At 63.7% G+C, this 15747-nt stretch carries 12 protein-coding genes; 9 read left to right on the top strand and 3 right to left on the bottom strand.

All coding sequences use genetic code 11. The annotated features are described in order from the left end of the window. The first annotated feature begins 144 nt into the window (after positions 1-144). The 5 genes from dusB to AAC077_RS04490 all read left to right on the top strand — a co-directional run bounded on the left by dusB (position 145) and on the right by AAC077_RS04490 (position 7299). The gene (gene dusB / locus AAC077_RS04510; RefSeq protein ID WP_339767956.1) at positions 145-1104 is read left to right on the top strand and encodes a tRNA dihydrouridine synthase DusB; all 960 of its coding nucleotides are present in this window, start codon (positions 145-147) and stop codon (positions 1102-1104) included. Beyond that, the gene (locus tag AAC077_RS04505) at positions 1101-2183 is read left to right on the top strand and encodes an ATP-binding protein (RefSeq protein ID WP_339766933.1); all 1083 of its coding nucleotides are present in this window, start codon (positions 1101-1103) and stop codon (positions 2181-2183) included. The genes dusB and AAC077_RS04505 overlap by 4 nt, the downstream gene beginning before the upstream one ends. A 3-nt stretch (positions 2184-2186) precedes the next feature. Next, positions 2187-3551 (top strand): response regulator, encoded by a 1365-nt coding sequence (locus tag AAC077_RS04500; RefSeq protein WP_339766931.1) that lies wholly within the window; start codon positions 2187-2189, stop codon positions 3549-3551. A 136-nt stretch (positions 3552-3687) separates the two neighbouring features. After that, complete coding sequence (locus AAC077_RS04495) at positions 3688-5877, top strand: PAS domain-containing sensor histidine kinase (RefSeq protein WP_339766929.1); 2190 nt, start codon at positions 3688-3690, stop codon at positions 5875-5877. A 6-nt stretch (positions 5878-5883) separates the two neighbouring features. Beyond that, complete coding sequence (locus tag AAC077_RS04490) at positions 5884-7299, top strand: sigma-54 dependent transcriptional regulator (protein WP_339766927.1); 1416 nt, start codon at positions 5884-5886, stop codon at positions 7297-7299. An 81-nt stretch (positions 7300-7380) separates the two neighbouring features. Here the strand turns inward: AAC077_RS04490 and AAC077_RS04485 are convergent, their stop codons facing one another. Beyond that, positions 7381-7851, bottom strand: coding sequence for a hypothetical protein (locus AAC077_RS04485; RefSeq protein ID WP_339766925.1), 471 nt, complete (start codon positions 7849-7851; stop codon positions 7381-7383). A gap of 117 nt (positions 7852-7968) precedes the next feature. Between AAC077_RS04485 and trkA the strand changes: the two genes are divergently transcribed. From trkA to hflX, 4 genes are all read left to right on the top strand, one after another. Next, complete coding sequence (trkA, locus tag AAC077_RS04480) at positions 7969-9345, top strand: Trk system potassium transporter TrkA (RefSeq protein WP_339766923.1); 1377 nt, start codon at positions 7969-7971, stop codon at positions 9343-9345. A gap of 1 nt (position 9346) precedes the next feature. Beyond that, entirely contained in the window at positions 9347-10882 is a 1536-nt protein-coding gene (locus tag AAC077_RS04475) for a potassium transporter TrkG (protein ID WP_339766921.1), read from the top strand. 144 nt (positions 10883-11026) lie between these two features. Further along, a complete protein-coding gene (gene hfq / locus AAC077_RS04470; RefSeq protein ID WP_339766919.1) occupies positions 11027-11266 on the top strand; it encodes an RNA chaperone Hfq in 240 nt (79 codons plus the stop codon). Next, on the top strand, positions 11263-12561 hold the full coding sequence (hflX, locus tag AAC077_RS04465; RefSeq protein ID WP_339766917.1) for a GTPase HflX: 1299 nt from the start codon (positions 11263-11265) through the stop codon (positions 12559-12561). The genes hfq and hflX overlap by 4 nt, the downstream gene beginning before the upstream one ends. Before the next feature lie 118 nt (positions 12562-12679). On the opposite strand, the gene AAC077_RS04460 is transcribed toward hflX, so the two are convergent. Beyond that, entirely contained in the window at positions 12680-13228 is a 549-nt protein-coding gene (locus tag AAC077_RS04460; protein WP_339766915.1) for a pseudouridine synthase, read from the bottom strand. Next, the gene (locus tag AAC077_RS04455) at positions 13225-15696 is read right to left on the bottom strand and encodes a penicillin acylase family protein (RefSeq protein WP_339766914.1); all 2472 of its coding nucleotides are present in this window, start codon (positions 15694-15696) and stop codon (positions 13225-13227) included. The genes AAC077_RS04460 and AAC077_RS04455 overlap by 4 nt, the downstream gene beginning before the upstream one ends. Positions 15697-15747 lie beyond the last annotated feature (51 nt).

Genomic DNA, 15747 nt, shown 5'->3' with positions numbered 1-15747 from the left:
CAGTTTGTGTGCTTAAATATTAGGCACATGCCGCCAGATCGGGCGCAAATGCGCCATATTGCATTGAGGCCACCCTTCGGGTCGGCTAACTCGAAGACACGCACAAGGATTAGGCATTTGCCCGAACACAACGACCCATTGACCATGATTGCACCGGTGATGCTGGCCCCGATGGCCGGAATCACCGATCTGCCGTATCGCAGCCTGGTGGCGCGGTTTGGCGCGGGCATGGTGGTGTCTGAAATGGTCGCCAGCACCGACATGCTGAACGCGCGCCCCGGCACCCGCGAAAAGGCCGAGCTGGGGCTGGGCCAACAAGGCACCGCCGTCCAGCTTGCGGGCCGCGAGGCGGCACCCATGGCCGAAGCCGCGCGGATGGTCGAAGGGCAGGGCGCTGCGGTGATCGACATCAACATGGGCTGCCCGGCCAAGAAGGTCACCCAAGGGTACTCCGGCTCGGCGCTGATGAAGACGCCGGACCATGCGCTGACCCTGATCGAAGCGGTGGTGAATGCGGTCAACATTCCGGTGACGCTGAAAACGCGGCTGGGCTGGGACGACGACATGCTGAACGCCCCGCAGATTGCCGCACGGGCCGAGGCGGCAGGCATCCGCCAGATCGTGATCCACGGGCGCACCCGCTGTCAGTTCTACAAGGGCCGCGCCGATTGGGCGGCGATCCGCGGCGTCAAGGATGCGGTGACCATTCCGGTGATCGCCAACGGCGACATCGTCGACGTGGCCAGCGCGCGGCAGGCTTTGGCGCAATCCGGCACCGATGGCGTGATGATCGGACGCGGCGCCCAAGGGCGGCCCTGGCTGCTGGCCGAGGTGGCGCACGCGCTTTACGGCACGCCTGCGCCGCAGGTGCCCACGGGGGCGGATTTTGCTGATATGGTGATGGCGCATTACACCGAAATGCTGGCCTTTTACGGCACGGTGCTGGGCCTGCGCGTCGCGCGCAAACATCTGGGGTGGTACATGGACACGGCGGGCACCTCTGCCGATCTGCGCCGCGCTGTGCTGACGGCGAAAACCCCGAACGAGGCGCTGCGCCTGCTGCCAGACGCGCTGTCGCCCTGGACCGGACAGGAGGCCGCATGAGCCCTGCCGCAGACATCTGGGCCTCGTTGCCCGTACCGGCGCTGTTGATCGACGCCGACGACCGCATTCTGGAAATCAACGCCGCTGCCGAAGGGTTCCTGAACGTATCGGCCAAATCGGTGGTGGGCGTGCCCTTGTGGGATCAGGTGAACGTGGATTCGCCGCTGGAAGAGGCCTTCGCCCGCGCCCGCACCTATGAGACGCCATTGTTCGTCAATGACGTGGATGTGGGCGGTGGCCAGCGCGCGCCGCTGCAATGCGCATTGCAGATTGCGCCGCTTCAGGGCGCGCCGGGGCAGATGATCATGCTGATCAGCCCGCGCGAACTGGCGGGTCGGATCACCCAGCACGACAGCGTGAAATCCGCTGCCAAATCCGCCATCGGCATGGCCGAGATGCTGGCCCACGAGATCAAGAACCCGCTGGCGGGCATCACCGGTGCCGCGCAACTGCTGAGCATGAGCCTGAGCAAGGATGATCTGGAACTGACCGACCTGATCGTCGAGGAAAGCCGCCGCATCGTCAAACTGCTGGAACAGGTCGAGCAATTCGGCAACCTGTCGCCGCCCGATTTTCGCGAAGTGAACATTCACGACGTGCTGGACCGCGCCCGCCGCTCGGCCCTGCTGGGGTTTGGCGCGAACATGAAGATCATCGAGGATTACGACCCCTCGTTGCCAATGGCGCAGGGCGATCCCGACCAGTTGCTGCAAGTGGTGCTGAACCTGCTGAAAAACGCATCCGAAGCGGCAGGCAAGGACGGTGGCACCATCCGGCTGCACAGCTACTTTGAACATTCGTTCCGACTGCGTCGTGCGGACGGGACGGGCCGGTCGCTGCCCTTGCAGATCGAGATTATCGACGACGGCCCCGGCCTGCCCGAGGCGATCAAGGCGGATGTTTTCGATCCCTTCGTCTCGGGCCGCGAGAACGGCACCGGGCTGGGGCTGGCGCTGGTCAGCAAGATCATATCAGACCACGGCGGGTCAATTTCGGTCACGTCGGTGCCGGGACGTACGGTGTTCCGCCTGTCACTGGCGCGCGCGCCCAGGCAAACAAAACCCAAAAAGGAAGTATAAAGCATGGACGGCACGGTTCTGGTTGCAGACGATGATCGCACAATTCGCACGGTGCTGACGCAGGCGCTGACGCGGGCAGGGTGCAAGGTACATGCCACGTCGTCGTTGACCACCCTGATGCGCTGGGTGGGCGAGGGCAAAGGCGATGTGGTGATCTCGGATGTGATGATGCCCGATGGCAACGGCTTGGAAATGCTGCCGAAAATTGCGCAGGATCGCCCCGGCCTGCCGGTTATCGTTATCTCGGCGCAGAATACGATCATGACCGCCATTCAGGCCGCCGAGGCCGAAGCCTATGACTATCTGCCCAAACCCTTCGATCTGCCCGACCTGATGAAGCGCACGGCGCGTGCGCTGGAAAGCAAGCAAAAGCGCCCGCGTTCGCAAATGATCGAGGACGACCGCCCCGACGATCTGCCGCTGGTGGGCCGCACGCCGGTGATGCAGGCGCTGTACCGCGTGGTGGCACAGGTGATGAACACCGACCTGCCGGTGCTGATCTGGGGCGAAAGTGGCACGGGCAAGTCGTTGATTGCGCGCGCGATTCACGACTTTTCGGACCGCCGGTCGATGCCCTTCGTGGCTGTGACGCCTGCCGATCTGCAAGATCTGGAAGGCCCCGCACGGGTCATGGCCCGCGTGCGCGGCGGCACGCTGTTGATCGACGAGATTGGCGATATTCCCGACGAAATCCAGGCGCGTATCGTGCGCATGACCGATGCCTCGGGCGATGACGTGCCCCGGTTTCTGGCCACCAGCCAGACCGATCTGGCCGCGGCCATGGAAAACGGCAAGGTGCGCAAGGATCTGTATTACCGGCTAAGCGGGGCGACGCTGCATGTGCCGTCCTTGCGCGAGCGGGTCGATGACATCCCCTTGCTGGCGCATCATTTTCTGGCGCGTGGCGAAAAATCGGGTGCGGCGCAGCGCACCCTGTCGGACGAGGCGGCGGAAGTGTTCCGCACCTATTCGTGGCCCGGCAACGTGCGCCAGTTGGAAAACACCGTGCGCCGACTGGGCCTGACCAGCCGTCTGCCCGAGATCGCGGCGACCGAGGTCAAACAGGCGCTTGGCAGCCAGCCCGAGATGGAGCCGCTGCAATCGGTGGGCGACACCGAGAAACTGGGCGCATCGGTGGCACGTCACTTGCAGCGGTATTTTGACCTGCACGGGGACATGCTGCCGCCCGCCGGTCTGCACGGGCGAATCCTGCGCGAGGTCGAGGCACCGCTGATCGAAATTGCCCTGTCCGCCACCGCCGGAAATCAGGCCAAAGCGGCCGAACTTCTTGGGATCAACCGAAATACCCTGCGCAAGAAGATCACCGACCTTGGAATACAGGTGACACGCGGTCGAAAGATGATGTAAAACTGCCACATCAAACCGTGGCCATCCGGACACTTTCGGGTCAGGACCACGATATATGGCGGTAGGTGTCTTAGGACACCACATCAACAGGTGGTGCAGGGTGGCAACCCGGACACGGCAATCACGATGGGCAACAATGGGGCGTTTGCGCCGTCAAAAGCGTGTGCGCAACGCCGCGACGCTGGGTTTGGTCATTCTGGGGCCTGCGCTGGCGCTGGCGACATTCCTGATTTTGGGGCCGCTGGATCAGGGCACCACCAACATGTCCCTGCGGCTGATTCTGCTGGCCGACTTTGTCTATATTCTGGTCGTGGCCGCCCTGGTCATGAGCCAGGTCGCCCGTTTGATCGCCGCGCGGCGGGCCAAATCTGCGGGGTCTCGCCTGCACTTGCGGCTGACCGGCGTGTTTGCGCTGATGGCGTTGATCCCCACGGTGACGGTTGCGGTCTTTGCGGGCCTGACGGTGAACATCGGGCTTGAGGGCTGGTTTTCCGACCGGGTCAGCAATGTGGTCGGCTCGTCGCTGGCAGCAGCCGAAGCTTACGAGGCCGAGCAATATGACGATCTGGTCGAAGACGCCCGCGCATTGGCCGAATTCATCGACCGCGTGCGCCGCACCCAGCCCAGCCAGAGCGATATTGAAATTCTGACCGACGGCCAGCTTCAGATTCAGCGCGGACTGCGCGAGGCCTATCTGATCGACGGCACCGGCGAGATCCGCGCACGCGGCGACCGGTCGTATCTGTTCGACTTTGAAAAACCCGACGACAGCAAATTCGACGTGGCGCGCAAGGACGGTGTGGCGATTGTCGAGGATTGGCCCAACAACGAATTCCGCGCGCTTGTGCCCCTGACCACGCTGGTCGACCGTTTCCTGTACGTCAGCCGCGATGTGGACGGTGAAATCCTGTCGTTGCTGGACGAAACGCAGCAGACGGTGCGGCTGTATCAGCAATTGGAAAACGAACGGGGCCGCGTTCTGTTTGAATTCGGTCTGCTGTATCTTGGCTTTGCGGTGATCCTGATCCTGGCGGCAATCTGGCTGGGGCTGTGGTTTGCCGAACGTCTGTCCGGGCCGGTGGGCCGTTTGACAGGGGCGGCGCAGCGCGTGGGCGCGGGGGACATGGACGTGCGTGTGCCCGAAGAAGAGGGCGACGACGAGATTGCCATGCTGGGGCGTTATTTCAACCAGATGACCCTGCAACTGAAAGGCCAACGCGAAACGCTGCTGGACAACACCCGCCAGATCGAACGCCGTCGTCGCTTGTTCGACTCGGTGCTCAGCTCGGTGACCTCGGGTGTCGTGGGGCTGGACCCCGAAGGGCGCGTGGCCTTTGTAAACCGGTCCGCTGAACGGCTGCTGGACTGGAAGGACAACAACCAATCCACGGCCTTGTCCGTGGCCGTTCCGGAATTCGGGTCTCTTTTCAATGCCTTGAAGGCCAATCTTCAAGAGGTAAGTCAAGGCGAGGTCAAGGTCAGCCGCAACGGTCATCTGGAAAACCTTCTGGTGCGCATGGCGACACGGCGCACCGATGATGGCGGGCTTGAAGGGTATGTTGTGGCCTTTGACGATGTCACCGACCTGGTCAGCGCGCAACGTATGGCCGCCTGGGGCGACGTGGCGCGGCGCATTGCGCACGAAATCAAGAACCCGCTGACGCCGATCCAGCTGAGCGCCGAGCGCATCAAGCGCAAGTTTTCGTCAAAAGTGGGCGATGACAGCGACAGTCTGGAACAGATGACGGACGTGATTGTGCGCCAAACCAATGACTTGCGGCGCATTGTTGACGAGTTTTCAAAATTCGCCCGCATGCCCGAACCCGACCGGAAAAGCCACGATCTGGCGCAGATTGTCCGCGATGCCGTGACCTTGCAGCGTGCGGGCCAGCCCAATGTCACCATCGACGCCGACCTGCCCGACGCGCCGCTGGCAACCGATCTGGATGCCACCATGATCGGTCAGGCGTTGACAAACCTGATTAAGAACGCAGGCGAAGCCATTGAAACCTTGATCGAAAAAGGCGCGCCAGAGGGGCTTGAGCCGCGCATTCGCGTGCACCTTGAAACCCGGAAAGCCCGCGCGATTATCCGGATTGCAGACAACGGCATTGGCCTGCCCGAAGATCGCGCGCGCCTGTTCGAACCCTACGTGACCACGCGGTCCAGCGGCACGGGGCTGGGCCTGCCGATCGTGAAGAAGATTATCGAGGAACACGGCGGCACGCTGGTTCTGGAGGACGCCCCCGTATTCGATGGCCAGACGCATTTCGGCGCGATGGCGGTGATCACACTGCCGCTGACGCCGCAACGAATAAAAGAGTGAGGTAACATGAGTGATATTCTGATTGTTGATGACGAGCGCGACATCCGGGAATTGATTTCCGATATTCTCAAGGACGAAGGCTTTGTCACCCGTCTGGCCGGCAATTCGGACGACGCGATGAGCGCGATCAACGCCGAAGCGCCCGCGCTGATGATCCTGGACATCTGGCTGAAGGACAGCCGCATGGATGGGATCGACATTCTGAAAACGGTCAAACGCGACAACCCGGATGTGCCGGTGGTGATCATCTCGGGCCACGGCAACATCGAGATTGCGGTCGCGGCGATCAAACAGGGTGCCTACGACTTTATCGAAAAGCCGTTCAACATCGACCAGTTGCTGGTGGTGATCCGCCGCGCCATGGAAACGTCCCGTCTGCGCCGCGAAAACCAAAGCCTGCGCCGGCAGGACACCGGCCCGACCCAGATGATTGGCGCCAGCGCGTCGTTCAAGGGTTTGATTTCGCAACTGGACAAGGTCACCAAATCCAACGGACGCGTCATGCTGACCGGCCCCGCAGGCGCGGGCAAGGAACTGGCCGCGCGCTATATCCACGCCAATTCCAACCGCGCGGCGGCGCCTTTTGTCACGGTCAACTGCGCCGGTGTCGCGCCGGATCGCATGGAAGAGGTGCTGTTTGGCCGTGAAAACGCCGAACGCGGGGTCGAGCCGGGGCTGCTGGAACAGGCGCATGGCGGCGTGATCTATTTTGACGAAGTCGCCGACATGCCGCTGGGCACCCAGTCCAAGATCCTGCGCGTGCTGGTCGACCAACAGTTCACCCGCGTCGGCGGCAACGACAAGGTGCGCGTGGACCTGCGGGTGATTTCGTCGACCAACCGCGATCTGGAAAAGGCGATTGCCGCCGAAACCTTCCGTCAGGAACTGTTCCACCGGCTGAACGTGGTGCCCATCGCGGTGCCGTCGTTGGAAGACCGCCGCGAGGATATTCCGGTGCTGGCCGACCATTTCATTGCCGAATTCAACACCGTTCAGGGCCTGCCCAAACGCGACATCAGCGACGAGGCCCTGGCGTTGCTGCAAACGATGGTCTGGCCGGGCAACGTGCGCCAGCTCAAGAACCTGATTGAACGGGTGCTGATCCTGGGGGATGGCACCGGCCCGATCGAAGCGCGCGAATTGCCGGGCACCGACAGCAGCTCGGGCGGTGAAGAGGGGCGTGTCGTGCTGTCCGGCGCGCTGGCCACCTTGCCCCTGCGCGAAGCCCGCGAGGCGTTCGAGCGTGAATACCTGCTGACCCAGATCAACCGCTTTGGCGGCAACATCAGCCGCACTGCGAACTTTGTCGGCATGGAACGCTCGGCCCTGCACCGCAAACTCAAAAGCCTGGGCGTCGTCACCTCGGCCAAGGCAGGCGCGCGCGTGGCCCATGTGGACGATGCGGACGACGACGAAGATTAAGCTTCATCTTGCCAGACAAACTCCGGGGGAGCGCCGCAGGCGCGGGGGCAGCGCCCCCCAGATGCGCGGCGTGCGCCCGGATCAGCCCTGGTTGACGATCTGGAAGCTGCCGTCGGAATTGCGGATCGCACAGGATTTCGCTGTCAGACGGGGCAGGGTGGACGTGGCCCCCGGCGTTGCCGCCTGTTTCACACCCGCAGGGCAGGCCGGAATGCTGGTGGGGCTATAGCCGCGGTCGGCCATGCACTGGGTTTCGACCCTCTTGCGCAGGGGCGCGTTCACATCGACGGTATAGACCTCGCCGGGCAGGTAATAGCCGCCCGTAGAGCTGCACGCACCAGAAGAATTGCACACACGGCGCGGCGGCACATAGGTGGGCGGCGTGCGGCGCACCTGATTGGCGACCGGCGCATCGCGCAGGGCCTGCACCTGGCAGGCGGTGGTATCGCGCTGTTGCGTGGCGACGGGCGTGCCCGCCTTGTAATACAGCGTCAACGGTGCGCAGGCAGGCAGCGCAAGCGTCATGATCAGGGTGGCAATGCGTGTTTTCATATGGCAAGACTGGCGGAAATCTTTAGGATTTACAATTGAATTGACCCGGTTTCGGCCTTCTGTCATGCAGATGTTTCCGATCACTGTGGTTGCGGTTGCCAAAGGGGCAAGGAACGCATGAAGGTCATCATTTGCGGCGCGGGTCAGGTTGGCTGGCAGATCGCACGTCACCTGTCGAATGAGCGCAACGATGTTACCGTGGTCGACAGCGACCCCGATCTGGTGCGGCGTGCCACGGATTCGCTGGATGTGCAGGGGGTTGCGGGCTATGCCAGCTATCCCAACATCCTTGACCGCGCGGGCGCGCGCGATGCGGACATGATCATCGCCGCCACCCACTCGGACGAGGTGAACATGGTCACCTGTCAGGTGGCGCATTCGGTGTTCGGCATCAACCGCAAGATCGCGCGGCTGCGGTCACAGTCCTATCTGGATGCGATCTATTCCGACCTGTACCGCCGCGATCACATGCCCATCGACGTGGTGATCAGCCCCGAACGCGAGGTTGCGGCGGCCGCCTTGCAACGGCTGCACACCACGGCCGCCTTTGACACTGAACGGTTCATGGACGGCAAGGCGCACCTGTTGGGCATCACCATCGAGGAAGAATGCCCCGTGGTGAACACGCCCCTGCGGCAGTTGACCGATCTGTTCTCGACCCTGCGCGCCGTGGTGGTTGGCGTGCGCCGCGACGGCACGTTGTTCACCCCCGAGGCCAAGGACCAGCTTTTCGTCGGTGACGATTGCTATGTTTTCGCCCATGTCGACGACGTGCCCCGCACGATGGAGATTTTCGGCAAGAAGCTGGCCAAACAGGAACGCATAGTTCTGGTGGGCGGCGGCAATGTCGGTCTGGCGGTCGCGTCCGAGCTGGAAAAGCGCACCAACCGCGTGCGCACCAAGATTATCGAAAAGAACCGCAAGATCGCCGAACGCGCCGCCGAAGCGCTTGAGCGGACGATTGTGCTGAACGGCGACGGACTGGATGTGGCGCTGCTGCACGAGGCTGGGGTGTCGCGCGCCGATGCGATGCTTGCCGTGACGGACGATGATAAGACCAACATGCTGGCCGCCGTGCGCGCCAAGACCGAAGGCTGCCCTTACGCCATCGCGCTGATCAACGATCCGACGCTGGTGCCGATGATGGGCCCCTTGGGCATCGACGCCTATATCAACCCGCGCGCCACCACCGTGTCGTCGATCCTGCGCCACATCCGCCACGGGCGCGTGCGGTCGGTCTATTCCATCGGCGACGCCGAGGCCGAGGTGATCGAGGCCGAGGTGCTGTCGACCTCGCCCTTGGCGGGCCGCAAGATCGGCGAGATTGAATTCCCCGAAGGCGTGCTGGTCGGCGCCCTGCGCAAGGGCGGCGACGTGATCCGCCCGCTGTCGTCCACCCGCATCGACGAGGGCGACGTGATTGCCATTTTCAGCCTGGCCAAGGATGTCCCCGAGGTCGAGAGGCTGATGCAAGTGTCCATCGACTTTTTCTAGGATGATGCGCCCGTCCACCCTTCAGGACCGCGTGTTGCAGTTGCCGCTGTTCCTGCTGATGTTCGGCGCGGCATCGCTGTCGATGCTGGTGCCTGCGATCCACGGCGGGGTGATCCGCGAACTGGCGACGGCGCGGGCGTTTTTGTATTCGGCCATTCTGGGCCTTGTGCTGTTCGCACTGATTGCGCTGGCCCACGCGGGCCGCGCGCCGCGTCACGGCACCCTTGGCCCGTTGATGAGCCTGTTTGCCGCCTTTGCCTTCCTGCCGCTGTTCCTGGCGGTGCCGTTCCACGAGGGACTGGGCACCACGTCGTTTCTGAACGCCTATATCGAGATGGTCAGCTCGATCACCACCACCGGGGCCACGTTGTTCGACACCCCCGGCCGGCTGAACGACAGCCTGCATTTGTGGCGTGCGCAGGTCGGCTGGATGGGCGGGCTGCTGATGTGGATCGCCGCCAGTGCCATTCTGGCCCCGCTGAACCTGGGCGGGTTCGAGGTGACGGCCCGCGCCGAACCCGGCCGCTATGACGAGCGCAACATGCGCTATCAGCATCCCCAGGGCCGCGCGCGGCTGGTCAAGGTGTCAAAGACGCTGGTGCCGATCTATGTGGGATTGACGCTGTTGTTGTGGGTGCTGCTGATCTTTGGCGGTGACCGGTCGCTGGTGGCACTGTGTCACGCGATGTCGGTGATGGCGACCTCGGGGATTTCGCCTGTGGGCGGCATTTCGGGGTCAACTGCGGGCATCAGTGGCGAAATGGTCATGGCGCTGTTCATGCTGTTTGCCCTGTCGCGCATGACCTTTTCCACCGACACGGTCACCTCGGAAAGCGGCGGCTTGCGGCACGATCCCGAATTTCGCATCGGCATTGCGCTGGTGTTGGGGGTGCCGCTGATCCTGTTCTTGCGGCATTTCATCGGTGCCATCGACATCGGCGAACAAAACCGTCTGATCGCCGCCGCCGAGGCCCTGTGGGGCAGCGTGTTCACGGTTCTGTCCTTCCTCAGCACCACCGGGTTTGCCAGCACGCACTGGGAAACCTCGCAGAACTGGTCGGGGCTGGCGACGCCGGGCATGATCCTGATGGGGCTGGCGCTGATTGGCGGCGGCGTGGCCACCACCGCGGGCGGGGTCAAGCTGTTGCGCGTCTTTGCGCTGTATCAGGCCGGTCTGCGCGAGATGGAAAAGCTGGTGCATCCCCATTCGGTCGGCGGGGGCACGTCGCTGGGCCGCCGGGTGCTGAAGGGCGGCGCGTTCATCGCCTGGGTGTTCTTCATGCTGTTTGCGATCAGCCTGGCCTTTGTCACCATGTTGCTGGGCGCCCTCGGCGTGGATTTCGAGTCGTCGCTGACCATGGCAGTGGCGGCGCTGTCCACCACCGGCCCGTTGCTGGACTGGGCAGGCGATGCACCGATCCGTATGCAGGAACTGGGGACAGGTGCCAAATCGGTATTTGCCGCCGCGATGATACTGGGGCGGCTGGAAACACTGGCCATCATCGCACTTTTGACCCCGGACCTGTGGCGCGGTTGACGCACTGGTGGACAATGTCAACGGCGCGGTACGGGGTGCATCTGTTTTTGGGCTGGAAACTCGGGAACTTGGCCTTCATACTCGATCACAATGAGGGATGGCTTGGTCCGCAAGCCGACGACAAGAAAAAAGGTAAGAACCGACATGGCTTCGGACAGACAGAATTTGCAGGATGCCTTCCTGAACCACGTGCGCAAAACCAAGGTGCCCGTGACCATTTTCCTGATCAATGGTGTAAAGTTGCAAGGCGTCATCACATGGTTTGACAACTTCTGCGTGCTGCTGCGCCGCGATGGTCAATCGCAACTGGTGTATAAACACGCCATTTCGACGATCATGCCAAGCACGCCGATCAGCTTGTACGAGGGCGAAGACGCCTCTTGAGCAAACCTCCGTTTCAGGTGGACGAAAGCGAAGGGCCCCGTTTCACGCGGGCCTTTGTGCTGCACCCAGATATAAAATCCGACCGCAACCGGCGCGGCGCCGACCTGGCGCTGGCCGAAGCCGTGTCTTTGGCCCATGCGCTGCGGCATCTTGAAGTGGTGGGCCATCTGGCCGTGCCGCTGCCCAAGGTGCACGCGGGCATGTTGTTCGGCAAAGGCAAGATCGAAGAGCTGCGCGCGCGGTTCGAGGCAGAAGAGGTCGAGCTGGTGCTGGTGGACGGTCCCGTCACGCCCGTGCAACAGCGCAACCTTGAAAAGGCATGGGGGGTCAAACTGCTGGACCGCACCGGCCTGATCCTCGAGATTTTCAGCGACCGCGCTGCCACCCGCGAGGGCGTGTTGCAGGTCGAAATGGCAGCCCTGAACTATCAGCGCACCCGCCTTGTGCGCGCCTGGACCCACCTGGAGCGGCAGCGTGGCGGATTGGGCTTTGTCGGCGGCCCCGGCGAGACCCAGATCGAGGCAGACCGCCGCGCGATTGATCTGCAACTGGTGCGCCTGCGCCGCCAGTTGGACAAGGTGGTGAAAACCCGCACCCTGCACCGCGCCGCCCGCGCCAAGGTGCCGTTCCCGATCGTGGCGCTGGTGGGCTATACCAACGCGGGCAAATCGACGTTGTTCAACCGTCTGACCGGTGCCAATGTGATGGCCGAGGACATGCTTTTCGCCACGCTCGATCCCACCATGCGACGGGTCGAGCTGGACAACGGCCCCGAGATTATCCTGTCGGACACGGTGGGTTTCATCTCGGACCTGCCGACCGAACTGGTCGCGGCCTTCCGCGCCACGCTTGAGGAAGTGCTGGCGGCGGACATCATCTGTCACGTGCGCGACATCTCGCACCCCGAGACCGAGGATCAGGCCGACGACGTACGCGAGATCCTGACCACGCTGGGCGTGGGCAACGAGCGCCCGATGTTCGAGATCTGGAACAAGATCGACCTGCTGCCAGAAGCCGAGGCCGAGGCCGCACAGGCCCGCGCAGCTCGCGATCAGGACATCATCGCGATTTCGGCGCTTAACGGCACCGGCGTCGACAGCTTCATGTCGATCATTTCGGACGCACTGCAAGGCCGCGTCAGCGAAGAGGTTCTGCGCCTGAGCTTTGCCCAGGGCAAGAAACGCGCCTGGCTGTTCTCCGAAGGCGTGGCCGTGGACGAAGTGCAGGACGAAGACGGCTTTGCCATCACCGTCCGCTGGACCCCCAAACAACGCGCCCAGTTCGAACAGGTCTGATCCCGCATTCTTTTGGCCTTAAATATCCCGGGGGCCCGGGGGCAGCGCCCCCGTCGATCATTTTAGCGGGCAGCGCCCCCGTCTATTGTCTTAGCGGGCAGCGCCCCCGTGCAACCTGTCAAACCGCGATCTCGTGCCACGCGCCGCTGTCCAGCCCGTCCAGCGTCCAGTCGCCGATGCTGGCGCGCACCAGCCGCAGGGTGGGCAGGCCCACGTGCGCGGTCATCCGGCGCACCTGGCGGTTGCGGCCTTCGGTCAGGGTCAGCTCGATCCAGCCGTCTGGTACCGTCTTGCGCACCCGGATGGGTGGCGTGCGGGGCCACAGGTTCGCAGGTGCGTCGATCAGGCGGGCACAGGCGGGCAGGGTCGGGCCGTCTTTCAGCGTCACGCCTGCGCGCAGTTGCGCCATGTGTGCTTCGGTGGGGGTGCCTTCGACCTGCACCCAATAGGTTTTCGGCTTCTTGAACTTCGGGTGCGCGATGCGGGCCTGCAAGGCACCGTCCGAGGTCAGCACCATCAGCCCTTCGCTGTCGCGGTCCAGACGGCCCGCGGGATAGACCCCCGGCAAGTCGATGTAATCCGACAGAGTGGGCCGGGTCGTCGGGCTGCCGCAGTCGGTAAACTGGGGCAGCACGCCAAAGGGTTTGTTGAACAGGATCGTCGTCATGGGGTGGCGGGTTCCAGCTTGGTGATGCCCACCGACGCCGCCCGCGCCAGCCCCTGATCCAGCGACATCGGGATATATTCGCCCCGCCGCCACAGTTGCGCCATGTCGTCATAGTGCCGCGACAGGAAATGGCCCGACTGGCCGGTGGATTCGACAAAGACCGAACTGTCGGGATCGGCAAAGTCATAAACCCCGCGATAGCCCGCGCCGTGCACATTTTCGAAGGCATCCGCGCCCGCGCCGCCCCGCGTCAGGCCACGTTGCAGGGTGTTGTCCCCGCCCGAGGTGCTTTGGCGGATGTTCACGAAATAGCGCAGCACCGGCACGTCGCCCAGCACCGGGTGGTCCTGAATGGCCTGATGCGCGTCGCCCCAGCGCAGCGATTCCAGTTGCGTGCCATAGGTCTCGCCAATCCAGATCAGCGCGTCGTCCAGCGCCATGCGGGCCATGTCGGGGCAGCTTTCCACCGGCGCGCTCTGGCGCACGTCGCACCAGACCGATGCGCCGTCCACGTCGCGGAAAGCACGTTCAATGAACAGCGGCTCCACATGGGTCAGCTCGCCCGCCAGCGGGCCGATGTCGTCGCGCACCATGCGGTCTTGCAGCGCGCGTATCCATGCCGCGTAGATCAGCGGTTCGGGCAGGTGTTCGTTCATTTCGCCGTTCCAGTCGGCCAGCAGTGTCAGCGCGCGCTGGCGCTGGCGTTCGGCGGTGCCGTCGGGGGCGGCTTCGCCGGTGAACCACAGTTCGGCCCCGATCAGCGGCAACAGCGACCGCGCGGTGGCGCTGACCGTGTCCAGTTGCGCCTCGATAAAGCTGTCGCGGGTGTGCACCTGCCGCGCCTGCATCAACCGTTGCCAGCGTTGCACCCGCTGGGTGTCGCCCCAGCGATAGCTGATGTGGTTGGGAAAGGGACGTTCGACCATCTTGTTGTTGGTGTTGCCCAGAATACCGCCCAGGGGCGCGACAAAACCGGGGTTCGAGGCAAAGGACATCACCCCCTGCCAGCGGTTCTCGGGCAGGTAGCCAAACGACGGCATCCGCCCCTTGGACTGGTGGTTGGGATCGCGGCGCGGCACGGCGCCGACGGTTTTCATCGCGATGGTGTCCAGATCGGCCAGTGTCAGGTTTTGTGCGGGTGCGATGAACAGCTCGGACGCGTTGATCGCCTCGGCCACGTCACGCGACGACATCAGCCCGACCGCCCCGCTCAGCGAGGTGTCGTTGGGCGACAGCGCCGTCCAGCTTAGCGCCGCCACATGGCCCGCAGGTGTCACGGCACCGATGTTCTTGAAGCTGCCGGGCAGCACCGGCCCGTTGTCGGTCCAGCGCAGGGTCAGCGTGATCGGGTCGGCATCCTTGATGGTGATGATCGACTTGCGGGTCTCGAACTCTTTCCAGCCGTCGGGGGTGCGGTATTGCGTGGGATTGTCGGGATTGATTTGTTCGATCAACAGGTCCTGATCGTCGACATAGGCCGATGTCAGCCCCCATCCCAAGGCGTCCGACCGGCCGGTCAGCACCACGGGCATTCCCGGGATCGTCGCACCAATCACCCCGCCCGCCGCCAGGTCCAGCCGCGCCAGATACCAGATACCGGGGGCGCTGAAGCCCAGGTGCGGATCGTTGGCCAGCAAGGTGCCGCCTGACGCGGACCGCGACGGCGCCGCCGCCCATGCGTTCGACGCACCGGCAAAGACCTCGGGGCCGAAGGGCGACAGCGGGTTGATCTTTTGCGGTGCCACGGCCGCATACCGCGGCACATCCGGCACCAGCGCCGCATATTCAGGCAGGGCGGCCACACCGGTGCCGGGGGCATCGGGCAGGATGTCGACCAGCCGGGCCGGATCGGGCAAGGCCAGCGACATGCGCGCCCGCATCACTTCGGCGTCAAGCTGGCCCGACAGTTGCAGGGCCATCAGCTTGCCGATGGCGAGGCTGTCGGCGGGCTGCCAGGGGGCCAGCGCCATGGGAAAGACAAAGAATTCGGGCGCGCCACGGCCCAGGGCCTGATCGTTGATCTGGGCGATGCGCGCGTTGACGCCTGCGGAATAGGCTTCGAGCGCGGTGATCGTCTGCGGGGTTTGCACGGCGACCGATTGCACGGCCAGCCGGTATATATCCAGTCGGCGGATGAAACTGTCGGTCTCGACCGTTGGCGCGCCGAACACTTCGGACAGCCGCCCCTGCGCCGTGCGCCGCAGCAGCATCATCTGCCACAGCCGGTCCTGTGCGTGGACAAACCCCAGCGCAAAGAACGCATCGGCATCGGTCTGCGCAAGGATGTGGGGCACGTTGGCATTGTCGCGCACGATCTCTGTCTCGGCGGCCAAACCATCGACCCGCAGCGTCGCGTCATAGTCCGGCAGGGACCGCGACGCGAGGTAATAGATCATCCCCACGCCCAGCACTGCCAGAACGATCAGCCCAGCGGTCAGGCGCACCAGCCACTGAAATACCAATGCCATAGACGGACTCTCACTTTACTTGCACAGTTGACCCGATGTGCCTGACTGTTA

This window comes from uncultured Pseudosulfitobacter sp. (assembly GCF_963976325.1).
In the GTDB taxonomy this organism is placed as follows: Bacteria; Pseudomonadota; Alphaproteobacteria; order Rhodobacterales; family Rhodobacteraceae; genus Pseudosulfitobacter.
This window is presented reverse-complemented; position numbering and strand designations above follow the sequence as displayed.

Coding starts and splice junctions, on each gene's coding strand:
- dusB (WP_339767956.1), top strand. CDS start 145: ATGATTGCACCGGTGATGCTGGCCCCGATGGCCGGAATCACCGATCTG.
- AAC077_RS04505 (WP_339766933.1), top strand. CDS start 1,101: ATGAGCCCTGCCGCAGACATCTGGGCCTCGTTGCCCGTACCGGCGCTG.
- AAC077_RS04500 (WP_339766931.1), top strand. CDS start 2,187: ATGGACGGCACGGTTCTGGTTGCAGACGATGATCGCACAATTCGCACG.
- AAC077_RS04495 (WP_339766929.1), top strand. CDS start 3,688: ATGGGGCGTTTGCGCCGTCAAAAGCGTGTGCGCAACGCCGCGACGCTG.
- AAC077_RS04490 (WP_339766927.1), top strand. CDS start 5,884: ATGAGTGATATTCTGATTGTTGATGACGAGCGCGACATCCGGGAATTG.
- AAC077_RS04485 (WP_339766925.1), bottom strand. CDS start 7,851: ATGAAAACACGCATTGCCACCCTGATCATGACGCTTGCGCTGCCTGCC.
- trkA (WP_339766923.1), top strand. CDS start 7,969: ATGAAGGTCATCATTTGCGGCGCGGGTCAGGTTGGCTGGCAGATCGCA.
- AAC077_RS04475 (WP_339766921.1), top strand. CDS start 9,347: ATGATGCGCCCGTCCACCCTTCAGGACCGCGTGTTGCAGTTGCCGCTG.
- hfq (WP_339766919.1), top strand. CDS start 11,027: ATGGCTTCGGACAGACAGAATTTGCAGGATGCCTTCCTGAACCACGTG.
- AAC077_RS04460 (WP_339766915.1), bottom strand. CDS start 13,228: ATGACGACGATCCTGTTCAACAAACCCTTTGGCGTGCTGCCCCAGTTT.
- AAC077_RS04455 (WP_339766914.1), bottom strand. CDS start 15,696: ATGGCATTGGTATTTCAGTGGCTGGTGCGCCTGACCGCTGGGCTGATC.